A 15880-nucleotide genomic window follows, 5' to 3' on the forward strand; every position below is an offset into this window, starting at 1 on the left:
AATAAAAGCTTTTTCTTCCGCAACATCATGTCAACCACAATATTGCTAACGTGCTTGAGTCTCTTAACAGAAGTGCTTCTCAACACAACTATTCCCTGGACACCTCCATAATAACCAATAATTCCAGCCTGTCAAGCAAAAAATAACAAAAAAATCAAAATACTAATAATAATAGTAATAGAAACGACCGCCCGCATCCGATCCTGCCACTTCAACCGCCAATCCCAGAATCCCGCAACAATCCCCCAAAAGCGATCAAAAACAGCCCCGTAAGAACACCAGAAAATATCCTTTAAGGAGCCTCAACACGGTGAGAAGAAAGATCCGGGCAAGAGCTGGCCGGGGAGCCCGAATCCTGCCCGGCGGAGGCAGCTTTGCCGGCACCATCTTGTGAAATCTGTCACAAGCCAAGCCAGACGGACACCACCACAAATAGCTACCGAAACCCAAAGATTGTGAAAAAAGGTGCAAGCATTCAAGATAGATTATTGTCAGAAGAGCATTGACGAGGAACGGCTTTGTGAACTGATTCACAAGAGAGAGCCGTCAGAACAAAAGACTGACGCTGTTATGCTTGTGAACAATTTCACATATCGAATCGTGCATCAGGGTGTCTTTATGCAAAAATGAAATGCTCACCTTACCCCGCCTTAGAGAAAATTATTCAGCATTTACGAAAGAAGGCCGGGGCGGATTTTACCTGATTTCAAATCATGCTGTTTCCAATGATCAGAGTAATATAGAGACTATTGAAAGCTCTTTTTGACCGGATTCTCAGATATCATATTTGTGGCCGGGCTCCCAAATCAAAGGGGAATGGACGCCCGCCTTTTGGGATTTCTCTGCCCGCTGAGTTGCCTTTCGATCGTCATCGGGGATTACCCGAAAGCCTTTCTCGGACGATTGAGACCCCACCTAATCACTGAAAATTCAGGCGGCTTAAATCTGGCGCCCGACGACGGTTTTTGGCGGCGAGGGGACACTGGCGGGGCGCGGAATTCAAGTCAAGGGGAATAGTGGGGGGAGGAATTGATAGAAATACACACCGGTGCGGAGTGGGTCGCTCATTAAAGCCCTAATGGAAATGCTTTAAATCACCGGGGCATAACAGCATCTGCAAAAGGGGGGTTTATCCGCATGCACAGCATTAGTGCAATCTTTGCAAGGAATTGGCATGAGTTCCAAGGCCCTGTTCACATTGATTTTTTTCCCGCACCACTTGCCACAGGCGTCGCAGCAATCATTAGAGGAAATAATCTCAACCCGCATTACCCCGTTGCGCTTATAATTCAGAAGTTCCATTCTTGTCCCCCTCTGCTGCATTTCGAAGCAATCTACGCCGACTTCATTCATGTAACGTGCTGTACTATAATATATTATCAGTAATTTCGATGGATCAGTAAATCTACTCTCAGTAATATGAATAAATTCGTTAATTATATCATTTTCCGCTGGTTGTTTTCCCATCTTATTTGCTAGAGTCTGCATAGTCATTTCGAGATAATTCTCGTCAATTCCAAATATCAAGAGCTGGCGCAGCCATTCTCTGCGCGCAGTAGTTTTTTCCCATTCAATTTGATTTTGCTTAACGCCTTCTTCTGTCAGGAGGACTTTCTGTCTAGTCTTTGGATCTGTGCGCACAAAAATATAATTGCCACATAAGGGACATTTCTTCTTCCGCTGTGGTATTTCTGGTAGAGGGGCGTTACAGTGGGGACATCTGTGTTCAATAGATTTTGGAATCGGTTCATTGTTCACAATGCAAGATGGAATAATTCCATGGGATACAACAGGAACTGGGTCTATTTCATTATCAGGGCACACACGGCCTTTTCTTGATCCAAAAATAATTCTAAAAATATTGCGCACAGCTAGCTCCTATAGTTGTAGTCATAATGAAAATAAAGCTCAAGCTAATGAAATATGCAGCCTATATGATAATTAAAGCAAGCTGATATATCTAGGGCAATTGCTTTCTATAATTCCTAACTGAAAATTGATACAATTTCCATAATATGATCTTGACAATTTCATTCACTCCATGATATTTGTTATTAATGACTTTCAATGATATTGAGCCACAGAAGATCATAGACCAATTGTGTTTTGAATATCGGCGCCTCGATGAACATCTCGAACATCCTAAACACGGTCTCCCCAATAGTATCTATCTTTATTGCTACGCGGAAGACGAAAAGCAAATTTTCCCGCTGACAAAATTTTTTAGAAATATTGGCGGATTGGAACGTATAGAGGCCTTTATAGATAGGCTTGATTCACTCTGGATTGCTGTCGAATATTTTCAAGATAATATAGCAGTAATGCGTAAGGATGGGGGGGCGTTTCAGAAAGAGATGCTCGAAAAGTATTTTATTTGTTCAATGGTGGATTCATTGAGATCCTCTTTAGATATTTTATCTGGTGCCATAGCATATTTTTTTGATCTTGCCGGCAAGAATAGCATGGGATTCAATTATAAGAAATTGATTGATCCTCTAGCCAAAAAGAATGGTCGATTATCCGACACGTGCAATAGTCTTTATGGATCAGATGATTATGCGGCAATCAAGAAACTTCGTGATGCCGAAAAGCATGCTGGTTTAGAAAAGAATGTTATATCAATTGACGAGTTATCAAAGTCAATCCATATGCAGCGCCCCACTTTAGTCAGCAGAGCATTATTTGAGTCTCCTATATGTAAGACTTTGACCAATTTGCTGAATATTCCGCATGTTCTCGCAGAGGAACTCTTGAATCATTCGCTTGGTTACACTTCTCCAAACGACAAAATAGCGATATTGTGTGAAGATGGCCGCTTTTTCATACCAAAATAGGTGAGCTACTCGCCCCTCAATTTTATCTTTACAACCCCGGGGAAATGGGTTAAATTAACGGGCTAAAGTTTTGAAATAGAAAAGAATTGACCCATGAAATTCGACCAGCCTAAAGATGATTTCAGCCTTCCCAAGATGGAGGAAAAAATACTCGCCCTCTGGGAGAAAGAAAACATTTTCCATAAGTCGCTCCTGGCGGCTAAGAATCGGCCGGAGTTTGTGTTCTATGAAGGCCCCCCGACGGCCAATGGCCTGCCCGGGGCACATCATGTGCTTGCCCGGACTATCAAAGATTTGGTCTGCCGATATAAGTCGATGAAGGGGTTCAGGGTAGAGCGCAAGGCAGGATGGGATACGCATGGCCTTCCGGTCGAAATCGAGGTCGAAAAGGCGCTCCAGCTCGATACCAAGTCGAAAGTGATAGAATATGGTATCGCCAATTTCAATCAGAAATGCAAGGAATCGGTATTCCGGTATATCGATGATTGGAACGAGATCACCCGGAGAATCGGATACTGGATTGACCTTTCTGATGCTTATATCACTCTCACCAACGAATATATCGAGACGGTCTGGTGGATTCTGAAAAATTACCACGACCGCGACCTGATCTATAAAGGATACAAAACGGTTCCATTCTGCCCCCGCTGCGAGACCGCCCTTTCCAGTCACGAGGTGGCGCAGGGGTATGAGGAAGTGCCGGACCCATCGGTGTTTGTCAAAGTGAAGGCGGCCGACGCTGATTTCTACTATCTGGTCTGGACAACCACGCCCTGGACACTGCCCTCGAACGCCGCGCTCTGCATGCACCCCGAGGCCAACTATGCGCTGGTGGAATTTAACGGCGATAAACTGGTTTTGGCGGAGGCACTTCTTTCGAAAATACTCGGTTCGGGATATGTGATTCTGGAAACAAAAAAAGGGGCCGAGTTTGCCGGAAAGAAATATCTCCCGCTTTTTGATACCTTCAAGAACCAGGCCGATAAGGCGTTCTTTGTTATCAACGGCGATTTTGTCACGCTCGAGGATGGCACCGGGATTGTTCATATTGCCCCCGGGTATGGCGCCGATGACTATGAGATCGGGCTGAAATATAATCTTCCGATTTTTCAGGCAGTGGAAGCCAACGGCCATTTTGTGGCCGGATCGGGGAAATATGCCGGGAAATTTGTCAAGGATGCCGACCCCGAAATTATCGCCGATATGAAAAGCGCCGGGACACTTTACAAAAAAGAGATTTGTATTCATAATTATCCATTCTGCTGGCGGTGCGATTCGCCCCTGATTTATATCGCTCGTCAGGCCTGGTATATCAAGACCACCCAGTTAAAAGAGCAGTTAATAAAGAACAGCAATATTACCAGATGGTATCCGGATGAGATTCGGGTCGGCCGGATGCTTGACTGGCTTGAAAACAATATCGACTGGGCGCTCTCCCGCGAGCGGTTCTGGGGAACGCCGCTTCCAATCTGGGTCTGCGACAAAGAAAAGTGCGGGCAGGTGACGGCGGTCGGGTCAATCGAACAGTTGCGCAGGGAAGGAATCGATGTCCCGGCCGAGATTGACCTGCATAAGCCGATGATCGACGATGTTAAACTTCGCTGCCCCAATTGCAAAGGGACCATGACCCGAGTGCCGGAAGTAATCGACACCTGGTTTGATTCCGGGGCGATGCCGTTTGCGCAGTGGCATTATCCTTTCGAACATAAGGATTATATTGATAAGGGGATCAAATACCCGGCCGATTTCATTTCCGAGGCGGTGGATCAAACCCGCGGCTGGTTCTACTCGTTGCTGGCGATATCGACTTTATTGTTCGACCAGCCGGCGTTCAAGAATGTGCTTGTCATGGAACTGGTTCTGGATAAAACCGGCAAAAAAATGTCGAAACATAAAGGGAATGCGGTCAATCCCTTTGATATTATCAATAAGCACGGCGCCGATGCGCTGCGGTGGTATCTGCTCTCCAATTCCAACCCCTGGGTGCCGACCCGGTTCGATGAAGACAGCATGGTCGAAGTGGTCCGGAAATTCTTTGACACCCTCAAGAACAGCTATAGTTTCTTCGCCCTCTACGCCAATATCGATGAGATACCGGAGCGGGCGACCAAAGAGGGGAAAACGGTGGAGGCATTTCTGGCGCAATTTGCCGGGGAACCGGATCGAACCGACCAGTGGATTGAATCAAAATTTAATACACTGGTGAAAGATGTCACGGCGCGGCTGGATAATTATGATTTGACCCCGCCGTCCAGAATGATTTCGGATTTTGTGATCAATGACTTATCCAACTGGTATATTCGTCTGAATCGCCGCCGTTATTGGGCGCCGGGGAATGACCCCTCCAAGATGCGGGCTTTCCTGACACTATATCGAATGCTGATCGGGAGCGCCAAACTGATTGCCCCTTATGCGCCTTTTATCTCGGAATTTCTCTGGCAGGAATTAAATGCGCCCAACGACAGCCAGAGACTGCCCTCCGTTCATATGGCTGATTATCCGATTTGCGACAATGGTGCGATTTTGACTGAGCTGGAAGAGTCGATGGCGCTGGCACAGAAGATTGTTTCGTTGGGCAGGGCGACCCGGAGCCGGAAAAATCTCAAGGTACGGCAGCCGCTATCCGGAATGATGGTTCATATTCCGGGGCGGAATCAATTTGAGAAGGTGAAAGAGGAGCTTCCGGTGATACTGGAAGAGCTGAATATAAAGGAAGTTACCGAGTTGGCCGATATTTCACAGGCGGTCAGTTATAAGGCGAAACTCAACTTCGCAGTGGCCGGCAAGCGGCTGGGTGGCGCAGTCAAAGAAGTGGCCGCAAAGCTGGCGGAATTGACCCATGAGCAGTTGCGGAGTTTTGTGGCCACAGGTGAGATGGAACTTACGTTATCCAATGCAGTAGTTAAGCTCAATTCCGAGGAGCTGGAGGTTCAGAAAATCGAGAGAGACGGCCTGGCGGTTGAGGAAGATGGAGGGGTGGTGATCGCCCTGATGATTGCCATTGATGACCGGCTTCGCGATGAAGGTTTTGCACGGGAAATGGTCAATAAAATTCAGAATATGAGAAAAACCTCTGGTTTTGAGGTGACTGACCGTATAAATGTGTTGGTTTCGACTGCCGATCCGCTGGCGGCAGCAATTACCAGATGGCGCGAAACAATTTGCCGGGAGACTCTTGCCGACAAACTCGAGCTGGTCAACACCATGCCGCCGGGAAATGATGGAACAAGTTGGAATATTAATGGTGTCAAAGCCGAAATAGCCGTCATTAGAAAATAGATTGGAGCACCGATGAAAAAAGAGGATCTCGACAAGTATGAAAAGCTCCTTCTGAAAAGAAGAGAAGAACTGATGGTGGAGTTAAAGCTGAGAAAATCTCAGTTTGACGAGACCACCAAAGATGCCACCGGCGACCTCTCCAGCTATTCATACCACATGGCTGATCAAGGAACCGATGCCGAGGAGCGCGAGAAATCGTTTCTTTTCGCCTCTAAATCGGGACGCCTTCTCTACCATATTGATGAGGCTCTCAGACGTCTCCGAAAGGGCGATTTCGGCAATTGTCAGCAATGCGGCAAGGCAATTCAGAAGGCCCGCCTGGAAGCGGTCCCCCATGCCCGGCTGTGTATTGAGTGCAAAGAGAAAGAAGAGGAGGCCAAAGCTGGCCGGTGATAATAAACGGCAATTTATTATCCCCATTGCTATTCTCGTTGCCGTAATTCTTCTCGATCAACTGACCAAATTCTGGGTGGTCAGTTCTCTGCCGATGGGACAGTCACGTTCTATACTCGGCGAATTTTTGCAGTTTAAATTGATCTATAATCAAGGGGGGGCGCTTGGTACCAACCTCGGCAATAGCGCATTTTATCTTATAAGTTCTCTCTTAATACTTCTGGTTGTCCTTTATTTCATAATATCTAATATAAGCAACAAAATAATTGCTAACCCGATGGCCGCTATCGCCGGCGGCGCCATAGGCAATATCATCGACCGGATAAGACTGGGCGAGGTGGTCGATTTCCTCGATTTCGATTTTTTTGACATAAATATTCTCGGCTATAAAATCGATCGATGGTGGACGTTTAATATTGCCGATGTTGGAATTACGGTCGGAATGATTATTCTGCTGATTCATATAGTTTTTTTCTCAAAAAGCAAAAAAGGCGGGATAGAAGCTCCTCCCGGGGATTCGGCGGGCCATGCCAATGGATTATAGGTAGCGGCCGACTGGCCGCTGCCGTGGGAACTCCTTTATTCTTACCTTGTTATAGGCAGAAATGATATCACAACATAAGAGGTATGAATGGCAACCAAAGATGATATAATTAAGATCCTTTCGCAGATAGAAGACCCGGAGCTACGCAAGCCGCTGACCGAATTAGATATGGTTCGATCGATCGAAATCGACCGGGGAATGGTGACAATTGGCATCAATCTTACCATACCCGGATGTCCTCTGAAAAAGAAAATATCGGAAGAAGTTGTGCAGGGGGTATCGCGGCTTGAAGGGGTGGAGAAAGTGATGGTTGAGTTTACCGCGATGACCGAAGAGCGGCGGAAAAAGCTCATGGCTAAGCTCTACGAATCGCGGGGGGGGACGGCTTCGACAGCAGACGGCCAGACACAACCGGTGAATGCGGGTGATTTCGCGGCGCGTATCATTGCGGTCGCCTCGGGGAAAGGGGGAGTAGGCAAATCGACGGTGACCAGCAATCTGGCGGCGGTTTTGGGCCAGCGGGGATATAAGGTGGGAGTTCTCGATGCCGATGTTTATGGCTTCTCAATCCCAAGGATACTGGGCATGGAGGGCAAACCGACCATGATTGACGATCATATCGTGCCGCTCCGTAAAGACAACCTTCAGGTTATATCGATGGGCTTCTTTGTTGAGGAGGATGCACCGGTAATCTGGCGCGGGCCTTTACTGCATAAAGCGATAAATCAATTTCTGACTGATGTCCTTTGGGATAAATGTGATTTTCTTTTTCTGGACCTTCCCCCCGGCACAGGTGATGTTACCCTCACGATCGCGCAATCTTTACCCCGGGCGGAACTTCTCGTGGTCACGACGCCTCAGCCGGTCGCCTCTCATACTGCCGGGCGTGTTGCCAAACTGGCAGAGAAAACCAATCTGAGAGTGATCGGTGTCATAGAGAACATGTCCTATTATGAATCGAATGGGGCAAAAGAGTACATCTTCGGCAAGGATGGCGGTAAAGCCCTGGCCATGGCGCTGAAAGTACCATTCCTCGGTGAAATACCCATAAAGACAGAGATTCGTGAGGCCTCAGATATGGGGATGCCGATTGCACTATCCAATCATGCCGAAATTGCACAGTACTATCAAGAAATTGCGGATAATATTCAGAGCCGGGTCTATTGAGCTGTACTTGTTGATGTGTTGAGTCTTACAACTTTTGACAATTTTTTTGACCCTTTCCGATCAATTATATAGAGAAATCTTTGTCATAACCGATGACTCTAATCTACCAAGGAATAATGAGTTCTAAATATAGGTATTATTTGCGGCTGTCGGCTTGACGATGTGATGCCGATCATATTATTTCCCCTCACCGAACGAGTTATTTAACAATCTGTTAATAAGGTGTGGACAACCATTTGAGTGGGGATGCCGTCAATTATGCTGCAACAACTTAGTTACTTGCAGAGCTGTCCGGTCTGTGAATTGCTTTGTTGACAATCCTCATATTCATCGCCACTAATAGTAACAAAGACAGCCACTTATCAACCATGGAAAGGTACGTTTGATTGAGAGTGGTTTGGGGGAGTGATGGTAACTATTGCTAAGAGTATCAATTGTAAATTATGGGAAGATTGTCTGAATTATATCTCACTTCGGACAAAAAAATCATCTTTCCACACCTGGTTTAAGCATACCAGGGGAAACAGGGACGAAAATGGGGAGCTGACCATAATTGTGCCGAATCAATTTGTCGCTGATTGGCTGGCGGATCGTTACACCGAGCTTATCAGCGATGCCCTGAAGGAGGTGAATGGTTCATCGGTCGATTACCAGTTTGCGGTTTCCGACGGAAAGGATAATATTCCGCAGACCGAAATTGAATTTCATCCCCCGCCAGTGCGGATGGAACGAGTGCCTGACAGAAATTCCCTGTTAAATGAGCGATATCGTTTCGACAATGTTGTGGTCGGCGGTTTTAACCAGTTCGCTCACGCGGCGGCACAGGCGGTGGCCGAGGCGCCGGGGAAGACCAATTATAATCCGCTGTTGATTTATGGCGGCACCGGCCTGGGGAAAACGCATCTGGCGCAAGCCATTGGTCATTATATCTATGAAAATTTTCCTCAGAAACGGGTCATGTATGCCACCTCGGAAAAATTTACCTCCGATTTCATCAACTCTATTTCCAACGGCACTATTGCCAATTTTACCACACAATATCGGTCGGCCGATGTTCTGCTGGTTGATGATATTCAGTTTTTCTCCGGGAAGGAATCAACTCAGGAGCAATTTTTCCATACTTTTAATGATCTCCATCAGTCCGGCAAGCAGATTGTGCTTACCTCGGATCGTCATCCCAAGGAGACCAAGGGGCTGGAGGAACGGCTTCTTTCGCGTTTCTCATCCGGTCTGGTAGCCGACCTTCAGCCGCCCGATCTGGAGACCAGAATAGCGATACTACGGAGAAGGACCGAGCGGGAAGGGGTCGCTCTGCCCGAGGATGTTCTCTATTTTATCGCCGATAATGTCACCACCAATATCCGCGAACTTGAGGGGAGCCTGACCCGGCTTCTGGCCTACGCCTCGCTTGATAAGGCAAAGGTGGATTTGGATTTTGCCATAAAGGTGTTGGGAAAGGAAATTATTCGGCCGCGCCGAGAGGTAACCATAAGCGAGATACAGAAGAAGACGGCCGAAATTTTCAAAATTGACCAGACCATGATGACCGCCAAGAAAAAGAGCGCCGAAATAGCTCTTGCCCGCCAAGTTGCCATGTATCTTGCCCGGCGGCACACTCATTCTTCTCTAAAAGGTATCGGTGAGGCGTTTGGAGGACGGGATCATTCCACGGTCATTCATGCCTGCGAATTAGTGGAAAGAAAAGTAGGCTCAGATTTTATTTTCAGGGAAAAAGTTGAGTCGGTTGCGGCATTTTTGTTATAATTGAGATGTCAATAAGAGACTGGATAGCTGGTGTAATAGATGTGGAATAATTATGGTTGTGGAAAAAGAAGCATGCAAAAAACATTTGTTGACATTTTATTATCAAAACAATTATTCTTTAGGCGATTTTCAACCGATTCTGGCAGAACAAAATAGGGTTCTGTTTTGGTAAGGGAAAATAGTTGTTAACATTTTAACAGAGCTTATTAATATTAAGCCTAAGATATAGATTAAGAACTCTAATAATTTAGGCGGTGAATAAAGCTTCGGAGGAAAGTGGGTATGAAATTTAACCTCTCAAAGTCAAGGCTCAGCGGGTATCTCCAGTCGGTGTTGCAAGTAGTGCCTACAAAATCAACGCTGCCGATTTTATCCAACATTCTTTTTGAAGCTCTGGAAGATAAGCTTAAAATTTCCGCTACCGACCTTGAGGTTTCCATAACGGCTACTTTCGACTGCGCCGTGACCAGAAAGGGAACCGCGGTCCTGCCGGGAAAAATACTCTTTGATATTATCAAGGAATTGCCGGAGTCGGAGATATCTTTTGAGGGTACCCCCAGCCGGGTCGAAATAAAAATCCCGAATGGGTCTTATCGAATTGCCTGCGCCTCGGCTGAGGATTTTCCCAAACTGCCGGTAACTAACACCAAGAAGCAGATAAATATTGATGGCGGCGATCTGGTGACCATGATCAAGAAAGCCACCTTTGCCTGCTCGGTTGATGAAACCCGCCCGGCGCTCAACGGCGTGCTCTGGTCAACCAAAGGTGATATGATGAATATGGTGGCCACTGATGGACATCGCCTGGCCAAAGTTGCCGTGGAAAACAAGAAACTGAAAGGGATGTCCGAGGATATTATTGTTCCGCCCAAGGTTCTCAACATTATTCCACGGTTTATCAGTGATTCTGACGGCGAAATCGGGATCATCTTTGGAGAGAATAATATTATCTTCAATCTCGGTGATATTATTCTTACCTCCCGCCTGATTGAGGGGCCTTACCCGAACTATGAACAGGTCATTCCAACCGATAATGATAAGAAGCTGATCATCTCAAAAGGGGAATTGGCCGGCGCCGTTCGCCGCGTGGCCATTCTCTCCAACTCTCTCACGCATCAGGTGAAATTCACGCTGAAAGGGAATTCTCTGGTGGTTTCGACCACCAATGCCGATGTCGGCGGTGAGGCCAAGGAAACGCTGTCGTGCGACTATTCCGGCGAGGCGATCGAACTCGGATATAACGCCACTTATATCGGCGATGTGCTGGCGAAAATTGATGGTGAAGAGGTGATTTTCGAGCTTTCGAACGCGGTCTCGGCGGGAATTGTCTATTCGCCGGCGGTGCCCAAGGATAATTTCCTTTGCCTGGTGATGCCCTTGCGCCTGGCCGATTGAAAAGTGATTTACATTTTTTGCTTAAATTCTTATCTTGTTGATGTGGATTGTTTTTTGTTGATTTAAAGAGAGCAGATTAGATAATTTCCTTAAAAAAGAGGAGGTATAGGCCGATAGATAAGAGATAAACCCCAAAAAGGAGACGGAGGAGGAATGGACAATTTCACGCTTCAAAAAGATGCGCATAATTTTGCGATGAGCTTTTTGACCGCAAGAACATACTGGGTGTTAAGTGCTGGTAATTATGCGGAAAATATGGACACGCTAAAACAGGCAAAAAAGATACTGGAGGATATACTGGAAGGTAAGGAATATATCACCGGAAATAGGCTACAATTTACTAGTAATGCTATGGAAGAGATCGAGGTCTATTCTTTCTTTTTTAGTAACTTAAACCGCTTGCAGATGAATGGTATTAGCATAAATGAATTATATGATGATCTGACGACCGGTAAAGAAACGCTGGACAAATTAATGAATCTACCTGCAACACAAATAAGTGCTGATGAATTAGAACGCACTAAGAAATTATTTGCAAGGCTGAGTTCCGTGCTCGCTGCTGAAATATCAAAAATGACCGAGCGCGATGAATATGTAGGCATGCTGCACAGGGGGGTATTTAATGAATCGCAGATGGTTGATAAATGATCTTTTCTGTAAAATTGATATAACTGAAAGAATTGTTTCGAGACTCGAAAATGAGCGTTATCCCAGTAATACCCCTATCATTTTTTGCGCATGCCTCAAAGAGGTCCTTGAAATAACCAAAGAGAAAGTTACAGATTTAAAGCAACGATACGACGCACACCCCGAAGGCGTCCTTAATGACGAACTTGCAACATTCCATAGTTTCCTACGGTGCCTCACTCTCCCATTTCAGCTTATTGAAAATGCTGGAACAGACAGCGTTCCTTGGAGCCTCATAACACCACTGACCAAATCAGTTTATTCCCTCGACAAAAATATTCAGCTAATAATGGCATCTCATTATCAAAATTACAACTATTATTCTATCGACATACTGGATTATTATCGAAAGATAATGCAGCAGGGACCCGGGTTGGCAAATGAAGAATTTGATCAAAGGATAAATCGTAAATATAGGCAGTTACTCGGTGTTATTTCATCCAGAAACAGCGCGGAAGTCAGAGATGGGACCGCGCCTGCCCGGGCAGATTTAGAACTAAGACGGCTGGGATTTATACTATTTCCCAAAATAGAAAGAAATTGCATCTTCCAACAAGTTTTACTGGCACATGAAATAGGTCATAATCTATTTTATAGGTATGTATCACAATTGCACGATATTAGTGGTGAGGCATCTAGAGTAATAGATAGAATTCGGGAAGATATTCAAATTTCCCATCCCGATTTGGAAAGGACACAATCTATCATATTTATTGCGCAGAAGTTTACTGATTTCAAAACACTTCTGCTTCATTGGATTGAAGAGACCTTTTGTGATATCTTCGCTATGCGGTTCTTCGGTATCTGCGCGCTTTTTGCTGCACATAGCTTTTCCCTTGGTAGCCTTTCACTGGACGAGTACCAGGGGAAGCATCCACCTTGGCGCTTTAGGTTGCGGGCTATGCTCTCAAGTATTGATCTTGTAAAGCTTAGATTAGCAATAACCCCGGCCAACATAAATTGGGGCGAGTTCCATGATACGCAACAGTCTTTTATAAAGACGACAATTGAAAGACTTGAGAGCAAATTGAATGAAATGGACGAAATAACCCATTTGCGCACAGATGAAGCTGCATTCGCGCGAAGTATTGTGACAAAACTAGCACATGAAATTCTGGTCGTGCGTCTGCCAATAATCATGAATAGCATAGAAGAATGCTTAGGTAATGGCAGTTTCACCAGCGACAATCCAATTGATCTTGAAATCGCGCTAAAACTCTGTTGTCGATTAAATAACGGGGCCGTACCAAATGAGGTTATTTCTTGCGTAGAGTTGAACTGGCCGGGCAACGAAACGGTAGATTTTAGACATATTATACTCGCCGGATGGATTTATAAAGTATGCACCTTAGATTATATCGAGGATGATAGAACATTTGTGAAGGAATCAGCGAAAGCAAATAGACTTATTCTGAAGGCAATAGAACTCAATGACATCAAACGAGAATGGTTTGAGACAAGAGACGTTACTCCAGCAGGATGATGGCATTCCCGCGAGTGGCGTTCTTAATACCAAGGAGATATTGGCACGGTTGTGCGATAAGGATCCTCATCGGCGACTGATTATCACACCACTCCTGGAAAAATCCCAGGTGGCAGATGGTGCTGTTGACATTAGGTTAAGTACCGAGTTCATTGTGACACGTCGTACGGAATTTCCCTCTCTAGACGTAAAAGATGCTGCTGAACATGCAAAAAACGCCTGGCGTTACCAAACGTGGCAGAGAATTAATTTTGGTGAGAAGATGGTATTGCATCCCAACGAACTCGTATTAGCCAGCACATTTGAATATATATGTTTACCAAATGATATTTTTGCATATGTGCTTAGTCGATCATCATGGGGGCGCCTTGGTCTGGTTGTCGCAACAGCCACTGCAATAAACCCTGGCTATAAGGGCTGCCTCACTTTGGAGATGGTGAACTTGGGCCGCGTTCCGTTGGTTCTTTATCCTGGGCTGCCTGTTGCACAATTAATATTGCATTTAGCTTCGCCCGGTGAGTTCAATGCACCTTATGATTGTCCAACGGGTCCCGAGCCATCTAATGTCTATAGCAATGAAAAGAAGCGTGAGGAATTAAAATTCTGGGCCACTGAACGCCAATAATGCAAGTGAATCTCAGACGTTTGGGTAGTAAATATCTACTTGGCCAATTCTTTGCCTCATGTTAATTCAATCATTAAATATCATTTCGTTCCGGAACTTCAAATCAGCCTCAGTGGATTTCTGTGACGGCGTAAATATTATTTATGGCCGCAATGGAGCGGGGAAATCAAACCTTCTGGAGGCGATCTTTGTCCTTCTTCTGGGGCGCTCACACCGCGGCGGCGCCGATGCCGTCATGGTCAAAGAAAACGCCGGCGTGTATCGGCTGGAGGGGGAGGTTGACAGCGGCGGGAATAAATGCAGTATCGCGGTTGCATATCAGACCGGGGGAAGAAAAAAGATCACCATTGACAGGGTCGGTGTTCGAGCGGCGGAGCTATTCGAGCGCTGCACGGTTGTCTCGACCGCTCCCGGTGATATGGAGATTCTCTCGGGGCCGCCGGCGCGGCGACGGGAATTTATCAATGTTTATCTGTCGCAGGCTTCGGCGAAATATCTATCCAACCTCGGTGACTATAGCAAGGTGCTGGAACAGAAAAACTCGTTCCTAAAACAGGATAATTCGGAAAGCGACACGCCATACAATGAACTTCTTATCAAATATGGCGCCGCGATAATGCTGGAAAGGAAGAAATTTCTCGATGCTATCGCCGCCAGCGCCGGGGAGCATTATCAAAACATATCGGGCGGGCAGAAATTGCAGGCGGTCTATAATCCTTCCGTGCACCTTGACAGCGGTGTTGTTGTTCATGAAATTATAGAAAGAAATTTCCGCGAGAAGCTGGAACGATATAAAGACAGAGAAAGAATTCTCCAGACCGCTCTGGTGGGGCCGCATCGGGATGAGATTGATTTTGAGATCGGCGGGTTTCCGGCGCGGACTCACGGCTCTCAGGGGGAACTGCGCACCGCGGCGATATCGCTCAAGCTGGCAGTGTTTGAGTATCTGAAGAAAGTCCGGAAAGGGACACCGATTCTTCTCCTTGATGAAATATTTGCCGAATTGGATGACAGCCGAAAAGAGCGGCTGATAGAATCGTTCGGGGATTTCGGCCAGCTCTTTCTGACGACCGCTTCGCAGGTGCCGGCGATGATGGCGGAAAAGGGACGACATTTCCGGATTGAAAATGGCACCGTTACAATGGAAACAGCAACGGTGCAGGATTAATATGGCCACTCTGAAAATCAAAGCAATCGATAAGAGTTTTTCCGGAAAGAAGATTCTCGACAGTATCTCGCTCGAGACAGCCGAAGGGGAACTGGTGGTAGTGCTTGGTCCCTCCGGGTGTGGCAAATCGACGATTCTTCGGATCATTGCCGGCCTGGAAACGGCGGATGGCGGCGAGATCTATATCGGCGATCGCCGGGTGGATATGCTGCCGCCCCAGAAAAGGAATGTGGCGCTGGTTTTCCAGAATTATGCGCTCTACCCTCATATGACCGTCTCGGGGAATTTGGCGTTTCCTCTGAAAGTCGCCGGAGTAAAAAAAGATGAGATAAAGAAAAGAGTTGCCGCCACCGCCGAATTGATCGGTCTGGGGGATCGTCTGGATTCCCGCCCGGCGGAGCTTTCCGGGGGCCAGCGGCAGCGGGTGGCGCTGGGGCGGGCGATTATCAGGCAGCCCAATCTATACCTTCTCGATGAGCCCCTTTCCAATCTCGATGCCGATTTGCGGGTCAGGATGCGCAGGGAACTAGTGGAACTTCAG

At 46.4% G+C, this 15880-nt stretch carries 13 protein-coding genes; 12 read left to right on the top strand and 1 reads right to left on the bottom strand.

All coding sequences use genetic code 11. From position 1 onward, the window contains the following. Positions 1 to 1089 precede the first annotated feature (1089 nt). Positions 1090 to 1869 (bottom strand): hypothetical protein, encoded by a 780-nt coding sequence (locus NT002_09925; GenBank protein ID MCX6829583.1) that lies wholly within the window; start codon positions 1867 to 1869, stop codon positions 1090 to 1092. A 188-nt stretch (positions 1870 to 2057) separates the two neighbouring features. Between NT002_09925 and NT002_09930 the strand changes: the two genes are divergently transcribed. The 12 genes from NT002_09930 to NT002_09985 all read left to right on the top strand — a co-directional run. After that, the gene (locus NT002_09930; protein ID MCX6829584.1) at positions 2058 to 2834 is read left to right on the top strand and encodes a Cthe_2314 family HEPN domain-containing protein; all 777 of its coding nucleotides are present in this window, start codon (positions 2058 to 2060) and stop codon (positions 2832 to 2834) included. Between the two features lie 93 nt (positions 2835 to 2927). Next, the gene (gene ileS / locus NT002_09935; protein MCX6829585.1) at positions 2928 to 6113 is read left to right on the top strand and encodes an isoleucine--tRNA ligase; all 3186 of its coding nucleotides are present in this window, start codon (positions 2928 to 2930) and stop codon (positions 6111 to 6113) included. Between the two features lie 12 nt (positions 6114 to 6125). Further along, on the top strand, positions 6126 to 6506 hold the full coding sequence (locus NT002_09940; protein MCX6829586.1) for a TraR/DksA C4-type zinc finger protein: 381 nt from the start codon (positions 6126 to 6128) through the stop codon (positions 6504 to 6506). Further along, positions 6463 to 7050, top strand: coding sequence for a signal peptidase II (gene lspA, locus NT002_09945; protein MCX6829587.1), 588 nt, complete (start codon positions 6463 to 6465; stop codon positions 7048 to 7050). Before NT002_09940 ends, lspA begins: the two co-directional genes overlap by 44 nt. Positions 7051 to 7137: 87 nt before the next feature. Further along, positions 7138 to 8217, top strand: a complete 1080-nt coding sequence (locus NT002_09950; GenBank protein ID MCX6829588.1) for a P-loop NTPase — start codon at positions 7138 to 7140, stop codon at positions 8215 to 8217. Positions 8218 to 8625: 408 nt separating this feature from the next. Next, positions 8626 to 9981 (top strand): chromosomal replication initiator protein DnaA, encoded by a 1356-nt coding sequence (dnaA, locus tag NT002_09955; GenBank protein ID MCX6829589.1) that lies wholly within the window; start codon positions 8626 to 8628, stop codon positions 9979 to 9981. A 282-nt stretch (positions 9982 to 10263) separates the two neighbouring features. Continuing rightward, the gene (gene dnaN, locus NT002_09960) at positions 10264 to 11376 is read left to right on the top strand and encodes a DNA polymerase III subunit beta (protein ID MCX6829590.1); all 1113 of its coding nucleotides are present in this window, start codon (positions 10264 to 10266) and stop codon (positions 11374 to 11376) included. Between the two features lie 153 nt (positions 11377 to 11529). After that, positions 11530 to 12024 carry a hypothetical protein gene (locus NT002_09965; GenBank protein ID MCX6829591.1) on the top strand — a complete coding sequence of 165 codons (495 nt, stop codon included), beginning with the start codon at positions 11530 to 11532 and terminating at the stop codon, positions 12022 to 12024. Beyond that, on the top strand, positions 11999 to 13546 hold the full coding sequence (locus NT002_09970; GenBank protein MCX6829592.1) for a hypothetical protein: 1548 nt from the start codon (positions 11999 to 12001) through the stop codon (positions 13544 to 13546). The genes NT002_09965 and NT002_09970 overlap by 26 nt, the downstream gene beginning before the upstream one ends. Further along, positions 13515 to 14171: a dCTP deaminase gene (dcd, locus tag NT002_09975; GenBank protein ID MCX6829593.1), complete on the top strand. Its 657-nt coding sequence runs from the start codon at positions 13515 to 13517 to the stop codon at positions 14169 to 14171. The genes NT002_09970 and dcd overlap by 32 nt, the downstream gene beginning before the upstream one ends. A 58-nt stretch (positions 14172 to 14229) precedes the next feature. Then, complete coding sequence (locus NT002_09980) at positions 14230 to 15339, top strand: DNA replication/repair protein RecF (GenBank protein MCX6829594.1); 1110 nt, start codon at positions 14230 to 14232, stop codon at positions 15337 to 15339. 1 nt (position 15340) lies between these two features. Further along, a partial coding sequence (locus NT002_09985; GenBank protein ID MCX6829595.1) for an ABC transporter ATP-binding protein occupies positions 15341 to 15880 on the top strand: 540 nt, incomplete at its 3' end.

Source organism: Candidatus Zixiibacteriota bacterium (assembly GCA_026397505.1).
Lineage (GTDB): Bacteria > Zixibacteria > MSB-5A5 > GN15 > PGXB01 > JAPLUR01.